Raw genomic sequence first — 16,449 nt, 5'->3', positions numbered from 1 at the left:
GGAGTAAATTATGGCTGAAGCAGCTGCGAGAGCAGGGGACAATATTCATCATACCAGTGCCCTTGCCGGATTCATTGTTGGTTCAATTATTGGAGCGGCACTGATTGCTTCCGTCGCGTTTGCTACTTTTACATGTGGATTTGGAGCTGCATTGCTTGCCGGAATGTTCGCTGGTTTTGCAGCTAATGGTATCCGCGATTTGGCCGAAAGGGTCGGTAGTAAGTGCAAATCAACAACGGGAAAAATATTGCAGGTTGGTTGTTCAAACAATGTTTTTATTAATGGAAGACAGGCAGCAAAGGCGATAGTCTCTAACGCTGAATGCGCAAAGGATATGCCTATGGCGCCTGTAGCAGAAGGATCTTCCAATGTTTTTATCAACCAGAATGCTGCTGCACGCAAGAATGATAAGATACAATGTGGCGCAACCATCAGTGAAGGCTCCGATAATGTGATTATCGGTGGCGGTAAAGTTCAGTATCTACCGGTAAAAGATGAAGTACCTGACTGGGTTAGAAAAGCTTCGGATATATTATTTGTCGTTGCCGGCATAGCAGGAGGAGCTGCTGGTGCCTTTCAAAAGGCAGGTGGAGTGTTAAGTAAATGTGCACTTAAATTTGTTGCTGGTTTTGTCGCCGGAGAAGTTGCATCAAATTATATTTCGGATAAGGCAATGGAATATATTGGTGGGTTATTTGGAAATCCTGTTGATGTGACTAATGGTCAGAAAGTTTTGTTTGATGAACGGGAGTTGGATTTTATCATATCTGCAAGGCTTCCCATTTACTGGCAACGATATTATTCCAGTGAGCTGAATGAAGGTGTTCTGGGGAAAGGATGGCGTCTGGATTTTGAGGTTTCTCTGCGGCGTAATGGAGAAGAACTTATACATACTGGCAGAACCGGTCAACAAACGGTTTTTCCCCGTCTGGGTACGGGAGAGTATTCGTATTGTTCTGAATCCCAGATTTACTTTTATTGCATGACAGATGGGCGCCACGTTGTACGTACCCTTGATGATATTTACTACGTTTATCCTGAATTTAAAGACCGTGATGTTGTAGGTCCAGAACATATCGAAGACTCAGATCATAACTTTATTCGCTTTCATTATGATGAACAGAATGCGGAAAAACTGGTTGGGATCAGTGACAGCCAGGACCACAAATTGATTTGCAATTGGCATCCCACGCTGGCACGTCTGATTTCAGTTGAGCAATTAAAGAAAAATGGAACCAGACAAGTCATGGTCAGATATGACTACGACGAAAAAGGCAATTTGTCTGCCGTTTATGACACTGCTGGCACGCGGACACGTCGCTTTGTTTACAACGAAAATGCTCTGATGACTGAGCAAACTGATGTTAACGGGATGCAGTGTTTTTACCGTTGGCACTTGGTTGAGAAAGAGAAATGGTGTGTAGCGGAAAGCCGTAATAGCGAGGGGGAGCAAGCCCACTACAGTTATGATTTCACTAAACGGCAAAGCAGTGTCATTGATGAGCGGGGGCTGAGGGCTACCTGGGCATTTAATGAGAAACAGCAGGTTACGTTTTTTGAGGACTTCAGTCAGGATATTTATCGAGTGGAGTATAACTCAGAAGGAATGCCCGTCCTGTTTCATCTTCCCGGAGAGCGAAGAATCACAATTGAACGTGATGGACTGAATCGTATTATTGAAGAAACTGATCCGCTTGGTCGCATGACCAGCACAGACTACTATCTCAATACACTTAAAGTGGTACGCAAAGTGTTTCCTGATGGCAGTATCTGGCAGGCTGACTATGATGAAAAAGGACACTTGCTGATAGCCACCGATCCACTTAAACATCAGACGAAGTACAGCTATGATAAAACAGGATTACCCATTCAGATCGTTGATGCGAAGGGAGGAAAAAAAGAGCTGAAATGGGATGAGAATGCAAATTTACTGCAATACACGGATTGCTCAGGAAAATCTATCTATTACGCCTGGGATGAAAGCGGAAGTTTAATCAGTACGACCAACATGCATGGTGAGGTAACGCAATTTATTTATAATAAACTACAGGAGCTGAAAGCTGTTCACTATCCGGATAACAGTAGCGAGCATTTTACTTATTTCCCATCAGGTCTATTAAGATGTCATACCGATACAGCGGGGAAAAAACGTGAGTGGCGCTATAATCGTCGGGGACAGCCTGTGCAATATACTGACCGGCTCAATCGTCAGCTGCACTATTGGTATGATGCGCGGGGACATTTATACCGGTTAATGAATGGTAATGGTGGTGAATATAAGTTTAGTTATGATGTAAACGGCAGTCTGGTGGAGGAGTTGCGGCCTGATAAAACCCGCCACTTGATTGAATATGATACTTCCGGATATCCGGTAAGGGAGAGATGGCTGGGATGCGGACACACGGAAAGAAACACTGTCTCGCGTGAGTTTGACTGTCAGTATGATAAGGGGGGCCGGATGATTGCCAGGGGCAATGGTACAGCCTCATTTTCATACAGCTATGATGCGGCGGACAGGCTTACTAAACTCAGAAGAACGCCGACGAGGCAAGGTGAAGTAAATGGCATCGTTGAAAACCTGCTGACGTTCAGCTGGGATAAAAGAGGGCAGATGCTTGAGGAGAGCTGTGATGGCGATAAAATTCGCTACCAGTGGAGTCCAACAGGTGAACTGACAGAGCTGAGCCTACCCAATAATAATACTCTGCACTGGTTAAGTTACGGAGCAGGTCATGTCAGTGCTATTCGCCATAATAATCAGTTGGTAACCGAATTTGAACGTGATGATTTACATCGCGAAACACAGCGAACCCAGGGGGGACTTACGCAGAGACGGGGATATGATAGTCGGGGCAGGCGAGCCTGGCAACGGGCATTTACCGCGGAGGCTTTAAATGAAAATGCAGATATAAAACAGCAGGCTAAATTATGGCGAACATATCATTTTGACCAGGCCGGTGAGCTGACACGAACGAATGATGCATTCCGGGGAACCCAGCATTATCTCTTTGATGCGGAGAGTCGCTTGCTGAGTTATGAAACGCCGCAACCGGATAAAGGAGTGGAAACGTTCAATTATGATGATGCGGATAATATCTTTGGTTTACCCGAAATTGACTGGGCAAATTTCCACAATGGCAGGCCGGATTCTTTCAGAACAAACCGGTTGCCGGTCTGGTGCGGTACGGGATTCAGATATGATGGTTTTGGCAACATGGTTCAGCGAACACAGGGGAGTCAGACGCAGAATTTTGTTTATGATGATGAAAATCGGTTGGTCAGGGCCAGCGGAGACGGGCCGGAAGGGCGCTATGAGGCGCAATACCGGTATGACGGACTGGGACGGCGTATGGAAAAGAGAGTCACTTATCAAGGAGAAATCGAAGAGAGAGTTACCCGTTTTCGCTGGCAAGGACTGCGACTGATCCAAGAAATCAGTCCGAAACATGTCCGTAGTTATATTTATGATCCGAATGAAAACTGGGCTCCGCTTGCACGTATCACTCAAAGTGAGAATGGCCAGCAGACAGATTATTTCCATACTGACCTGAACGGAACTCCGCTGGAGCTTACCAGCAGCGAAGGCAACATAATATGGTGCGGCAGATACAGCGCCTGGGGTAAGCTTAAGCCGCAGGTGCATCTTGAAGAAGATAACTCAGGACTATCACATCAGCCGTTGCGTTATCCCGGACAGTACCATGATGATGAAACGGGTTTACATTACAATACGTTCCGGTACTATGATCCTGAAGTTGGAAGATTTACTACTCAGGACCCGGTGGGGCTGACGGGAGGTATTAATTTATATCAATATGCGCCGAATCCGTTGTCATACATCGATCCGCTAGGGTTATCCTCATATGATCCCTTAGCTGAATTAATTGAACGTGGTTATACCGGGGTAATCAGAACTACAGGTGGCGGATTGGATTATTCTGGGAGTAATGCATTATATAATAAAATCCCCGGTATTAATCCAATAGTGCCAATAGAATACACTGGCGATTATGATCTTGATTTTCGAGCTGCAAATAGAGCTGCTGGTTTAGAACAGGTGACAACACCCAGAGGGTATGTTTGGCATCATCTTGATGATTTTGATCCCTCAACAAACAGAGGTACAATGCAGCTTGTTGAAAAAAATGCGCATTTAGGAATTAATCATAATGGTGGCGTAAGCCAATATAAGGCGGCAACAGGTAATGCATATACTCACCCAGCCAGGGCAAGAGGTGGAAGCACATGTTAATACTTGAAGAACAGGAAAGGTCACTTACTCTCGATGATATTTTAGAGTTTGAGAAAACCTTCAAAAAATCATTCCCAGATAATTTTAGAAGTTTTTATATCAATAATAATGGAGGATATCTACCGGAAGATAATTGCCATAATCCTTTTTTATTAGGTGGTTTCATTGCAATAAAATATGGAAGTGTGCCTGCTGAAAAAACCTACATTAGCTTAACGAAAAATTTTTCTGAGCTAAAAGAAATGGTTCCTTTTGCTTACGATGATGGTGGTAATTGCTTTTTGCTTTCATTGAAAGATAAAGATTATGGAAAGATATATATATGGATGATGGATGAGAAAGAGTTAGCCTTCGTATCGGAATCCTTTGATGATTTTATTAATGAATTATCATAAATAATCCAACCAGAAATAGCCGGAAAAATTTCCACGATCCTCCCGGCTTTTTATCTTCAGTCGCCAGTCATGCCAGTGCCGCTTTCATCCTTTTTTTAGCCTGTTCCAGTTCGATTTTTTGCTGGTTCAGCTCCTTCTCCAGTGCCCGCAGCCGCGTTTCTTCGCGGCTGTCGGGGATCAGCACCAGACAGCCGTCCAGCACCTTCAGGCTTACGCCGGTTCCCACCTCAAATCCCGCCTCAGCCAGCCACTTACCTGCAAGGTTCACCTGCGGCGTGCTGCGGTCACCGCCTTTCGGGCGGTAGCCCACAAGAAAGCGCCGTTCCGTTTTGGAAATCTTCCCTTCTGCAATACAATCGTGCTCAGCCATGATCAACTCCTGCTAAGTTGTCTGTTATCAGCAATCGGTCATCTGAAAAAGGTGCATGTCGGTGGGTACAGGTGACGGAATAAACATTCAGGACGTGGAGCAAGAGTTCGGGCTGCTTCGGTCAAAACTGTCAGAAGACGTGCAGGAGGAGTGGGTGGAAAAATGGCTGAGGGAAGAGGTGGTACCTGCCGCGCAAAAGCTAAAAATCAATCCTGCGAGCGGCATCTGCAGCAGAGATCTGCGGGCAAAGCTTGCGGGACTGGATACCATCAAGTAAAAAATTTACAGCAGCCATAACCTGCGTTCGGTGTTGAGAAGCATCGCAAAATTTAGCACCAAAGACGCGAACAGGGTGGCAGCACCACACAGCCATCAAGCACCTTCACGCTCATGCCGGTTCCCATCTCAAAACCCACCTCAGCCAGCCATCCGCCCGCAATGTTCGCCAGCCAACTGAGGTTCATGTCGGACAAGATCCTTACCCGTGTGCCAAAGTTCCGGGTCGGTTACGACCCGGTCAGTATTGATAATCAAGCGCCTTTCCGCACCCGGAAAGTCGCGGCAAGGCGGGAAGGGGATTCACCCGCTGACTTCATCGGTGAAGAAACGTGAGCCGTTTCAACGCACACCATCGTTTTATAGCCTTCATTCGCCATATCACCCATGCTGCATGACAGTTCCGGACCAGGGTTCCAGGTGACAACGTCACTCTGGTAATGATGATAGATGTCCAGCGAACGGTTACCGGCTTTATCGGCGACCACGCTGCAATCTTCTGGCTGCGTATATATGCGGTCGATGCGGTCCGGATAGGTCTGTTTACCAGACTCAGATGTGCCTGTAACGCCGTTATTAACCTTATCAATGTAACTGGTGCCCAGCCCACTGACTTCCACGCCTGCAATGTCCTCAACGCTGAAGTAGCTGTGCAGGGCTGCAGTGGCTTCATAATCCCCGTGGGCTTCCAGCTCAATCTCACAGCGGTCGCTGAAGCGGAAGCGGGCAAACAGGGTGAAGTCGTGCGGCCAGAGCTTTTTGGTCTGCTCGTTGCTCTCCAGCACCAGCGTCAGCATCACGCTCTCATCGTTCTCATCATGCGCTGACAGCGTCCATGGCAGGGTGCGGGCAAAACCATGAGCGGGTTCACCTGCAGGTCCAAACCACGGCCAGCAGATAGGTACGCCGCCCCGGATAGCTTTACCGGTAGCCCAGGCCGTTTTCTCACTCAACCAGATCACCGGCTTTTCACCGTTCGGCTGCCAGGCAATCAGGTGAGCACCCTGCAGGGTGACGGCGGCACGCACTTTTGGATGGACGATCACCACAACGGGAAGGTCGCCAATCTTGCGTTGAGAAATATACGGGGTGATTTGGTTGATAACCGGAAGCGAAAAAATTTTTTCGTTCATCAGAAAACTTTCCTTTAGCGAAAAAAAAGGGCGACCGTAGTCGCCCTCAGAGTCAGTTCATCGCGCTTATTTAGCGATGTGAGCAACCAGGTCCAGGACCTTGTTGGAGTAACCAGTTTCGTTATCGTACCAGGAAACCAGCTTCACGAAAGTGTCGCTCAGTGCGATACCGGCTTTCGCATCAAAGATAGAAGTCAGCGTTTCGCCGTTGAAATCGGTAGAAACCACTTCGTCTTCGGTGTAGCCCAGGACGCCTTTCATTTCGCCTTCGGCTGCGGCTTTGATTGCTGCACAGATTTCTTTGTAAGAAGCAGGCTTAGCCAGACGTGCAGTCAGGTCAACTACGGAAACGTTAGGGGTAGGAACGCGGAACGCCATACCAGTCAGTTTGCCGTTCAGCTCAGGGATCACTTTACCTACCGCTTTAGCAGCACCGGTAGAAGAAGGGATGATGTTCTGAGATGCGCCGCGGCCGCCGCGCCAGTCTTTGTGAGACGGGCCATCAACGGTTTTCTGAGTAGCGGTGGTTGCGTGAACAGTGGTCATCAGCGCTTCAACGATACCGAACTTGTCGTTGATCACTTTAGCCAGTGGTGCCAGGCAGTTAGTGGTGCAGGATGCGTTAGAAACGATCTCCTGGCCAGCGTAAGATTTATGGTTCACGCCCATCACGAACATTGGGGTGTCATCCTTAGAAGGACCGGTCAGCACGACTTTCTTGGCACCAGCTTCGATGTGCTTACGCGCAGTTTCGTCGGTCAGGAAGATACCGGTTGCTTCAGCAACAACGTCAACACCGATTTCATTCCACTTAAGGTTAGCCGGATCGCGTTCAGAGGTAACACGGATGGTTTTGCCGTTGACAACCAGGTGGCCGTCTTTAACTTCTACAGTGCCGTCGAAACGACCGTGAGTAGAGTCATATTTCAGCATGTAAGCCATGTACTCTGCGTCCAGCAGATCGTTGATGCCCACGATCTCGATGTCAGAACGCTGCTGAGCAGCACGGAAAACGATGCGACCGATACGGCCAAAACCGTTGATACCTACTTTGATAGTCATATATTCCACCAGCTGTTGTTAGTGAATAAAAGGTTGGCTGTAAAATTACAAAAACCTTACCAGGCGTCAAGCGGAATCGCTTCAATAGTTGCGACAAATCAAACCGCAAAGCAGGAATTATTGCCCTGGATGCGTGTTCCCTGACCACCGATAAAGGTTCATATGGGGACGCTCTGCCCAAATATAAAGGGGTGGCGAACTCAAAGGGTGATCTGAGTCACATTTTCATCTTCAGGTCACTTTCAGACTCCCCCTGAAACGAAAAAATCCCCTGACGTTGTTAAGTATTTGTTAGAATAGTAGCCGATATTTTCAGATTCACCCCCCGAGAGTAGCAAAATGGCTAATGACCCGAAGCAACTGAGCCCAGAAACCGACCTCAACGAAATGCAGCGCTATGTCACGCAGCATCGCGGCACCGAACCGCCTTTCTCAGGTAAATTGCTGCACAACAAAGGCGAGGGAATTTATCACTGCCTGGTGTGCAACTCGCCGCTGTTCCTGTCTGAAACTAAATACGACTCCGGCTGCGGCTGGCCGAGTTTTTATCAGTCGTATCATGAAGATTCTATTAAATATATTGAAGATGATTCGCACGGTATGCAGCGTATTGAAATCCGCTGCGGCAACTGTGATGCACACCTGGGGCACGTTTTCCCTGATGGCCCACAGCCAACTGGAGAGCGTTACTGTGTTAACTCCGCCTCGTTAAGCTTTACCGACGATGATGGCAATAATATTAAAGGATAGTTGCTATGGAGCTGGATGAGATGATTGCCGCCATGACGCCGGAAGTTTATCAGCGTCTGGTCACCGCAGTGGAAACCGGCAAATGGGCTGATGGCGTGGCTCTGACGCCAGAACAGAAGGAAAACAGTCTGCAACTGGTGATGCTCTGGCAGGCTCGCCATAACGAACAGCCTCAGCACATGAGCGTGGGTAAGGGCGGCGAAATGGTGATGAAAACCAAGAAGCAGCTGAAAGAGGAGTTCGGCATTGAGGATGACAACGTCACCCATATCCGGTTGCAGTAAATTATTCCTTCAGGAATAAATGGCGTTAAAAAGGGGCGCAGAAGGCCCCCTTATAATGGCAGCGAATGCTGACGGTTCAGCAATGGCTGCGCATCTGACTGGCAATGGGTTTATAAAATAATGGCACCCTTTGCCGCCATATCTGCCAGCGCTTGCTCACTGTCACCCGATGCCAGATTGACGCCACGACAACCTGCAGCGATCACCGTAACGGTGTAGCCCAGCGCCAGTGCGTCCAGCACGCTGTATTTCACACAGTAATCCGTTGCCAGACCCATCACCGTCAGGGCGGTAATCCCGTGGTTTTTGAGCCACAGATCCAGCGTGGTTTTATTGCGGTGGCCGTTATCGAAGAATGCACTGTAGCTGTCCACCTTCGGATCCTGCCCTTTATAAATCTTCTCGCTGATATAGCGTTGATCCAGCCCGGGATGCAGCTGCGCACCGGCTCCGTGCTGGATACAGTGATCGGGCCACCAAACCTGCGACAGCCCCTCAAGTTTGCCCAACGTCCAGGCTGCCTGGCCGGAGTTGGAAGCAAAGCTGCCATGTTCCGCCGGATGCCAGTCCAGCGAGGCCACCACCGGCTGACCTCGCTGGTGAAATTCTGCGGCGTACTGGTTAGCAATAGCGATGACTTCATCGCCTCCGCTGACCGCCAGCGCGCCACCGGGACAGAAGTCATTTTGTAAATCAATCAGAAGCAGCGCCTGCTGTGTGGTCATTATCGCTCTCTCACTTATCGTCCGGGGTCAGTTCACCGCGCAGGTTAATCTGCATCTGCTGGCGCACCTGCTCGCTGGTCAGATTCTGGCTCAGCAGATAGTGCAGCTTGGTCAGCGTTGCTTCTACCGTTAAATCATAACCGCTGATCACGCCTGCCAGCGCCAGGGCGTTACCGGTGGCGTAGCCACCCATATTCACCTTGCCGGACATACACTGAGTCAGGTTGACCACAACAATGCCGCGATCGGAAGCTTCTTTCAGCTCCTTCAGGAAGGCCGGGTTCTGTGGGGCATTGCCAACGCCATAAGAACGCAGGATCAGCGCTTTCACCGGCTGACGCAGGAAGTTGCTTACCACATCGGAAGAAATTCCGGGATAGATAGTCACCACGCCAATCGGCTGTGGCGTAATAGGGTGCACAATCAGCTCGCCCGGGCCCATTGGCGCGGCAGGGGTGTTCAGGCGACGGATATGGATGCCCGCTTCAAGCAGCGGCGCAAGGTTAGGCGAGGCGAAGGCGTTGAAGCCATCGGCATGGGCCTTGGTTGTACGGTTACCGCGATACAGCGTGTTGTTGAAGAACAGTGCAACTTCGTTGATCGGGTAGTTGGCGGCAACGAACAGGGAATTCAGCAGGTTTTGCTGCCCGTCTGAACGCAGTTCTGCCAGAGGGATTTGTGACCCTGTCACAATTACCGGCTTGGACAGATTCTCCAGCATAAAGGAGAGAGCTGAAGCGGTGAAGGCCATGGTATCTGTGCCATGCAGGATCACAAAGCCATCGTATTTATCGTAATTAGCCTGGATATCATCCGCAATCGATTGCCAATCCTGTGGCGTCATATCCGATGAGTCGATTAACGGCGAGTACTCGTGTATAGTGAAGTCCGGCATCTCGGCGCGGTGGAATTCTGGCATATTCGCCAGCTGGGTTTGCAGGTGGCCCGATACCGGAATATAGCCATGCTCGGAACGCTGCATGCCGATGGTCCCGCCAGTATAGGCGACGTAAATTGATTTCTTATGCATTTAAAGACTCAGGCTTGCCAAAAAGGCGAAGTATAAGGGGAAAGCAGAGCAAAAGCAGCCCGACCAGATGCCGGGCTGCGGGTTATGTTATTTCACCTGTCCACAGGTAAGGCACATGGCATAGCGGTTTTGCGGATCGTTGAGGTTATCAAACAGACCCGGCTGGTTTTTCATTGCCGCCATTACGTCGATCATTGGCGCAGGCAGATAAGCTTTAAGAGCATCCGGCAGCGCGGCGCGGGCTGACACGTTCATCTGGCTGAACAGCAGGTCAATAAAGCCGGGTTCATCCTGATACCAGTTGAGATGCCACTGCTTGAGTTTTGCCAGTTCGGCCGCTTTTGCCACGGCATCGTCGAAGTCACCAAGTGAATCCACCAGACCGTTGGATTTTGCATCGCTGCCGGTCCAGACGTGACCCTGGGCAATCTGGTCAATCTGCTCTGGTGTTTTACCGCGCGAGCTGGCGACCAGGCCAAGGAAGTTTTTGTAACCGTTCTGGATGCTCAGTTGCATCATCTGCGCAACCTCAGGCGGTAGCGCCTTGGTGGTTGCCACATCAGCCAGTGGCGAAGTGGAGACGCCATCGGTATGCACACCAATTGAGTCCAGCGTGTTTTCAACGGTGTTAATCACCCCGAAAATGCCGATGGATCCGGTAAGCGTACTTGGGCTGGCGATGATGTAGTTAGCCGGAGTGGAGATCCAGTAACCACCGGAGGCAGCCATACCGCCCATGGAAACCACCACCGGTTTACCCGATTCCTTCGCCGCAGCCAGTTCTTCACGAATGGTCTCGGAAGCCGTCACGCTGCCGCCAGGGCTGTTAATGCGGAACACGATTGCCTTGATTTTCGGATCCAGGCGCGCCTGACGAATTTCCATCGCGGTGGTATCGCCGCCGACGCTGCCCGGTGTTTCATCGCCGTCCATAATTGCGCCGTTCGCCATCACCACGGCAATGTTGCCGTCAGTCGTGCTGTAATCCTTGACCTGATAGTCGTAAATGCTGGTGCCTTTAAAATCACTGGCCGCTTTATCCCAGCCGAAGATTTTACTCATCTGCTGATCTACTGCCGCGCGGGAAGCCAGCTCATCAACCAGCTTGTTATCTTTGGCATACTGAGCCGTATCTCCACCGACTTTCTGCAGGCCGTCCAGCACGCCCTGAGCGCCCGGGAACACCTGTTCAGGCGTAATCTGGCGATTAGCGGCGATGGTGTTGAGGTAGTTCTGCCACAGTTCGCCAATCCAGCGGCTGTCCGCATCACGCGCTGCCGGTGACATATCATCGCGCAGGAACGGTTCTACCGCCGACTTATAAGTGCCGACACGGAAGACGTGTGAGCTGATTTTCAGCTTATCCAGCAGGGTCTTGTAGTAAAGACCGTTGGTGGCGAAGCCATGCAGATCCACCGTTCCCTGAGGGGAGAGATAGATTTTGTTGGCGAAGCTGGCCAGGTAATATTGCGCCTGGCTGTAGCTGTCACCGGTGGCATAGATTTGCTTACCGCTGTCGCGGAATTCACGCAGAGCCTTACCGATGTACTGCAGAGATGGTTGATCTGCTCCGGCGAAGTCGCGCAGGTCAAGAACCATGCCGGTGATATTGGCATCATCTTTGGCCTGACGAATAGCATCCACCACGTCAAAGAGGGAGTTCTCCTTCAGGCGGTCGCTGCTGGTGCCGAGTAACTGACGGCCAATTTTGCTGAGTTTGTTACTGACTGAAGGTTTATCCACCACCGTGCCGCTGAGATCGACAACCAGTGCCCCTTTCTGAGGTTCGACTGGCGTACTGGATTTACTGAACTGAAAGTAAATACCGACACAAACCAGGATCAACAACACCAGAAACAGGTTGAGGATAAACTCGCGGACGAAATTCAGCAGTCGCCATGTCCATTTGAAAAAACCAGCGATCGCTCGCCACAAGATGCGCATATGATCTCCATAATAGCGGTAAAAAAGCCCGCTGCGTCCGCCAGTTGAAAAGTAAAACGGCGCAAACAGGGTGGTGTTGGTCACATCCTAAATAGCAGGGGCGAAATTGTCAGCAGGAAAAAGCGCGATGCTGTAACAAATCATCATCCTGTGCTAGTTTCAGCTAAATGAAAATCATTATCAGGAGTCAGTTATGGATGCACTTGATTTAGTGGTTAACCGTCGTTCAGCATCACGGTTGAGTGAACCAGCACCGGCAGGCGAGGCGTTGGAAAACATTCTTCGCGCTGGTATGCGTGCACCGGACCATGGAACGCTACAGCCATGGCGGTTTATTATTGTCGAAAATCAGGGCCGCGAGCGTTTCAGCGATCTGCTGGAAACCGCAGCACGAAATGACAGCATGGATGAGAAGGCCATCGACAAAGCAAAACAGTCGCCTTTTCGCGCGCCGATGATCATTACCGTGGTGGCGCATTGCGAAGAGCATCACAAAGTTCCGCGCTGGGAGCAGGTCGTTTCTGCTGGCTGTGCGGTAATGGCGATGCAGATGGCGGCAGTCGCTCAGGGCTTCAACGGCATCTGGCGCAGTGGCGCATGGACCGGGCATGAAGCGGTGCGTAAAGCTTTTAACTGTCGCGAGCAGGATGCCATCGTTGGTTTCCTCTATCTGGGAACCCCGGAGCTGAAATCTTCCACCACCATTATCCCTCCGGACACGGCACCGTTTGTCAGTTATTTCTGAAAGACAAACGCCCCCATTACAGGCAAGGTTGTGAGCGGCCCTGCAATTTGTCGGGATATTGAGCGAACGACAGGTCAGAGCCTTACCTCTGACTGTCGAAAACGTTACCATAACGCCGGTAAACTTTGAGGGATGTTGCCCATGAACAATGATGCTATTCGCCTGACACAATACAGTCACGGAGCCGGTTGCGGCTGTAAAATTTCCCCTGGCGTGCTGGAAAAAATCCTGCACAGCGATCATGCGCTGCTGCACGACCCAAAGCTGCTGGTCGGAAATGAAACACTTGATGATGCCGCAGTCTACGATCTGGGCAATGGCACCGCGATTGTCAGCACTACCGACTTCTTTATGCCGATAGTCGACGATCCCTTTGATTTTGGCCGAATCGCGGCCACTAATGCTATCAGTGATATCTATGCCATGGGCGGGAAACCGATCATGGCGATTGCTATTCTGGGCTGGCCTGTTGATAAACTGGCGCCTGAAGTTGCGCGAAAGGTAATCGAGGGCGGGCGCAGCGTGTGCCGCGATGCCGGGATTTCACTCGCTGGCGGCCATTCTATTGATGCGCCAGAACCGATTTTCGGGCTGGCGGTTACCGGCATTATCGATCCGCAGAAAGTGAAAAAGAACAGTTCGGCACAGGTCGGTTGCAAACTCTTCCTGACCAAACCTCTGGGGATTGGCGTGCTGACCACCGCAGAGAAAAAATCCAGGCTGAAACCAGAACATCAGGGGCTGGCGACCACGGTGATGTGCCAGCTGAATAGCGCCGGTGCTGCTTTCTCTGAGATCGCCGGTGTGACGGCGATGACCGATGTAACCGGCTTTGGCCTGCTGGGCCACCTGAGCGAAATTTGCCAGGGCTCTGGCGTGCAGGCTGATGTCTGGTTCAGCCAGGTTCCGCGACTGGCAGGTGTGGATGAATACATCGCTCAGGGCTGTGTTCCGGGCGGCACGGAGCGCAATTTTGCCAGCTATGGTCATTTAATTGGCGCAATGAGTGATGAACAGCGTAAGCTGCTGTGCGATCCACAAACCTCAGGCGGTCTGCTGCTGGCCGTGACCCCTGAGGCTGAAGCCACGGTCACCGACAGTGCCAGCGCGATGGGGATCACCCTGAACGCGATTGGGGAACTGCTGCCAGCCCGCGAAGGGCATGCTTTAATTGAAATAGTTTCCTGAAGGAAGTCACTGCCGGATGCGTTTGTTCATTGCCGAAAAACCAAGCCTCGCCCGCGCTATTGCGGATGTTTTACCGAAACCTCATCGCCGGGGTGATGGCTTTATAGCCTGCGGCAGCGATCATATGGTGACCTGGTGTGTGGGACACCTGCTTGAGCAGGCCCAGCCGGACAGCTATAACAGCCGTTTTGCCCGCTGGTCTTTGGCCGATCTGCCGATCGTTCCGGAGAAGTGGCAGCTGCAACCGCGCCCGTCAGTGGCAAAGCAGCTCAACGTGATTAAAGGGCTGCTGGAGCAGGCCAGCGAAGTGATCCACGCCGGTGACCCGGATCGGGAAGGGCAACTGCTGGTGGATGAAGTGCTGGATTATCTGGCGTTGCCGCCGGAGAAGCGCGAAAAGGTGCAACGCTGCCTGATTAACGACCTCAACCCTTCCGCCGTTGAGCGCGCGGTGGAGCGACTGCGAGAGAATCGCGAGTTTATTCCTTTGTGTGTCTCGGCGCTGGCCAGGGCTCGTGCTGACTGGCTCTACGGCATCAACATGACCCGCGCATATACTCTGCTTGGTCGTAACGCTGGCTATGATGGCTTGCTTTCGGTTGGAAGAGTGCAGACGCCGGTGCTCGGGCTGGTGGTCCGTCGTGATGAAGAGATTGAGAATTTCATCCCGAAAGACTTTTTTGAAGTGAAGGCGCATATTGTCACACCGAAAGAGGAGCGTTTTGTTGCCCTCTGGCAGCCCAGTGATTCCTGTGAGCCTTACCAGGATGAAGAAGGGCGCTTGTTGCATCGCCCGCTGGCGGACCATGTGGTGGCCCGTATTGGCGGGCAGCCTGCTTTCGTCACCAGCTATAACGATAAGCGCGAAAATGACACCGCGCCGCTGCCGTTCTCGCTGTCGAGCCTGCAAATCGAAGCGGCTAAACGTTTTGGCCTCAGCGCGCAGACGGTGCTTGATACCTGTCAGAAACTCTATGAAACCCATAAGCTGATTACCTATCCACGTTCGGACAGCCGCTATCTGCCGGACGAACATTTTGCCGGGCGGCATGCCGTTTTAAACGCCATCAATGCCCATCAACCTGATATTACGCCGCCAGCGGATTTTGATACCGACCGGAAAAACCGCTGCTGGGATGATAAAAAGGTCGATGCTCACCATGCGATCATCCCGACAGCGCGCAGCAATCAAATCAGACTGACCGAAAATGAAAATAACATTTACCGGCTGGTGGCGACTCAGTATCTGATGCAGTTCTGCCCGGATGCGGTTTATCGTAAATGCGTTATCGAGCTGGATATCGCGGGCGGTAAATTCGTTGCCAAAGCCCGTTTTCTCGCCGAAGCTGGCTGGCGCGCACTGCTGGGCAGCAAAGAACGTGATGAGGAAAATGACGGCACGCCGCTGCCGGTGGTGGCGAAAGGGGATGAGCTGCTGTGCGAGCGGGGAGAAGTGGTGGAGAAGCAAACGCAGCCACCGCGTCCGTTTACCGATGCCACCCTGCTGTCAGCAATGACCGGGATTGCCCGCTTTGTGCAGGATAAAGATCTAAAGAAAGTGCTGCGTGCGACCGATGGTTTAGGAACAGAGGCCACGCGCGCCGGGATCATTGAATTGCTGTTCAAACGCTCGTTCTTATTCAAGAAAGGGCGCTATATTCATTCCAGTCCCGCCGGGCGGGCGCTAATCCACTCGCTGCCGGAAATGGCCGCGCGACCGGATATGACCGCCCACTGGGAGTCCACGCTGACCAAAATCAGTGAGAAGCAGTGCAGCTATCAGGGGTTTATGCAGCCGCTGGTGGAGACGCTGCATAATCTGATTTTTCAGGCACGACAGCAGCCTGCTGCCCATGCGTTTCGTGGGTTGCCAGCCCCTGAGGCGGAGAACAAAAAGCCCAGGCGTAAAACGGCAAAAGCAAAGGAAACTGAATGATGAAAAGAACGGGTGTGATGATGCTGGCGGGTCTGCTGCTTTGCAGTCAGCCTCTGCTGGCGGCTGAACAGAGGCTGAGTACCGGTCACGGTAGCAGCTATGAGAGCGGCACTGGCTATCGCGGTAACACCACTACCAGCAGCGGCCCTGATGCGGATGTTATGGTGGATATGCCGCCTGAAGTCTGGACGCAGAGGCAGAATAACAACCAGCCACCTTGCCAGACCTGCTGCACTTATGAGAACCGGAGCTACACGGAAGGTTCTGTAGTGAAAATGGAAGGGATGCTGCTGCAGTGTGCGCGTGATGAAAAATCTTTCGGCACGAATAATCTGATCTGGAAAACCATCAGGTAACTC

At 51.3% G+C, this 16,449-nt stretch carries 16 protein-coding genes; 9 read left to right on the top strand and 7 right to left on the bottom strand.

Going from position 1 to position 16,449, the window contains the following annotated elements:
• The first annotated feature begins 10 nt into the window (after positions 1-10).
• Both AC3Y5R_RS00490 and AC3Y5R_RS00485 read left to right on the top strand, forming a co-directional pair.
• Positions 11-4,252, top strand: coding sequence for an RHS repeat-associated core domain-containing protein (locus tag AC3Y5R_RS00490; protein WP_489919677.1), 4,242 nt, complete (start codon positions 11-13; stop codon positions 4,250-4,252).
• Positions 4,246-4,647, top strand: a complete 402-nt coding sequence (locus tag AC3Y5R_RS00485) for an SMI1/KNR4 family protein (protein WP_489919676.1) — start codon at positions 4,246-4,248, stop codon at positions 4,645-4,647. Before AC3Y5R_RS00490 ends, AC3Y5R_RS00485 begins: the two co-directional genes overlap by 7 nt.
• Before the next feature lie 67 nt (positions 4,648-4,714).
• Here the strand turns inward: AC3Y5R_RS00485 and AC3Y5R_RS00480 are convergent, their stop codons facing one another.
• On the bottom strand, positions 4,715-5,017 hold the full coding sequence (locus tag AC3Y5R_RS00480) for a SymE family type I addiction module toxin (protein ID WP_489919675.1): 303 nt from the start codon (positions 5,015-5,017) through the stop codon (positions 4,715-4,717).
• Positions 5,018-5,078: 61 nt separating this feature from the next.
• Between AC3Y5R_RS00480 and AC3Y5R_RS00475 the strand changes: the two genes are divergently transcribed.
• Positions 5,079-5,294, top strand: a complete 216-nt coding sequence (locus AC3Y5R_RS00475) for a hypothetical protein (protein WP_489919674.1) — start codon at positions 5,079-5,081, stop codon at positions 5,292-5,294.
• A gap of 52 nt (positions 5,295-5,346) precedes the next feature.
• Here AC3Y5R_RS00475 and AC3Y5R_RS00470 read toward each other — a convergent pair whose 3' ends face one another.
• The 3 genes from AC3Y5R_RS00470 to gapA form a co-directional block, all read right to left on the bottom strand.
• The gene (locus tag AC3Y5R_RS00470) at positions 5,347-5,481 is read right to left on the bottom strand and encodes a hypothetical protein (RefSeq protein ID WP_489919673.1); all 135 of its coding nucleotides are present in this window, start codon (positions 5,479-5,481) and stop codon (positions 5,347-5,349) included.
• Positions 5,482-5,547: 66 nt separating this feature from the next.
• Positions 5,548-6,426: a D-hexose-6-phosphate mutarotase gene (locus AC3Y5R_RS00465; protein ID WP_489919672.1), complete on the bottom strand. Its 879-nt coding sequence runs from the start codon at positions 6,424-6,426 to the stop codon at positions 5,548-5,550.
• 66 nt (positions 6,427-6,492) lie between these two features.
• Positions 6,493-7,488 (bottom strand): glyceraldehyde-3-phosphate dehydrogenase, encoded by a 996-nt coding sequence (gene gapA / locus AC3Y5R_RS00460; protein ID WP_034887893.1) that lies wholly within the window; start codon positions 7,486-7,488, stop codon positions 6,493-6,495.
• Positions 7,489-7,827: 339 nt separating this feature from the next.
• Here gapA and msrB point away from each other — a divergent pair, with 339 nt between their 5' ends.
• Complete coding sequence (msrB, locus tag AC3Y5R_RS00455; RefSeq protein WP_158784907.1) at positions 7,828-8,238, top strand: peptide-methionine (R)-S-oxide reductase MsrB; 411 nt, start codon at positions 7,828-7,830, stop codon at positions 8,236-8,238.
• A gap of 5 nt (positions 8,239-8,243) precedes the next feature.
• The gene (locus AC3Y5R_RS00450; protein ID WP_158784908.1) at positions 8,244-8,522 is read left to right on the top strand and encodes a YeaC family protein; all 279 of its coding nucleotides are present in this window, start codon (positions 8,244-8,246) and stop codon (positions 8,520-8,522) included.
• Positions 8,523-8,632: 110 nt separating this feature from the next.
• Here AC3Y5R_RS00450 and pncA read toward each other — a convergent pair whose 3' ends face one another.
• The 3 genes from pncA to sppA form a co-directional block, all read right to left on the bottom strand.
• A complete protein-coding gene (gene pncA, locus AC3Y5R_RS00445) occupies positions 8,633-9,247 on the bottom strand; it encodes a bifunctional nicotinamidase/pyrazinamidase (protein WP_489919671.1) in 615 nt (204 codons plus the stop codon).
• A gap of 10 nt (positions 9,248-9,257) precedes the next feature.
• A complete protein-coding gene (gene ansA, locus AC3Y5R_RS00440; protein ID WP_489919670.1) occupies positions 9,258-10,277 on the bottom strand; it encodes an asparaginase in 1,020 nt (339 codons plus the stop codon).
• Positions 10,278-10,364: 87 nt separating this feature from the next.
• On the bottom strand, positions 10,365-12,221 hold the full coding sequence (sppA, locus tag AC3Y5R_RS00435; RefSeq protein WP_489919669.1) for a signal peptide peptidase SppA: 1,857 nt from the start codon (positions 12,219-12,221) through the stop codon (positions 10,365-10,367).
• Between the two features lie 193 nt (positions 12,222-12,414).
• Here sppA and AC3Y5R_RS00430 point away from each other — a divergent pair, with 193 nt between their 5' ends.
• The 4 genes from AC3Y5R_RS00430 (at position 12,415) to AC3Y5R_RS00415 (ending at position 16,446) form a co-directional block, all read left to right on the top strand.
• The gene (locus AC3Y5R_RS00430; RefSeq protein ID WP_489919668.1) at positions 12,415-12,966 is read left to right on the top strand and encodes an NAD(P)H nitroreductase; all 552 of its coding nucleotides are present in this window, start codon (positions 12,415-12,417) and stop codon (positions 12,964-12,966) included.
• Between the two features lie 141 nt (positions 12,967-13,107).
• Positions 13,108-14,154 (top strand): selenide, water dikinase SelD, encoded by a 1,047-nt coding sequence (gene selD, locus AC3Y5R_RS00425; RefSeq protein WP_489919667.1) that lies wholly within the window; start codon positions 13,108-13,110, stop codon positions 14,152-14,154.
• Positions 14,155-14,170: 16 nt separating this feature from the next.
• Positions 14,171-16,090: a DNA topoisomerase III gene (locus AC3Y5R_RS00420; protein WP_489919666.1), complete on the top strand. Its 1,920-nt coding sequence runs from the start codon at positions 14,171-14,173 to the stop codon at positions 16,088-16,090.
• The gene (locus AC3Y5R_RS00415) at positions 16,090-16,446 is read left to right on the top strand and encodes a DUF1496 domain-containing protein (RefSeq protein ID WP_489919915.1); all 357 of its coding nucleotides are present in this window, start codon (positions 16,090-16,092) and stop codon (positions 16,444-16,446) included. Before AC3Y5R_RS00420 ends, AC3Y5R_RS00415 begins: the two co-directional genes overlap by 1 nt.
• The last annotated feature ends 3 nt before the right edge of the window (positions 16,447-16,449 follow it).

The organism is Erwinia sp. 009765445, from assembly GCF_058137865.1.
The sequence above is the reverse complement of the archived record's forward strand: the minus strand, read 5'-3'. Positions and strand labels throughout refer to the sequence as shown.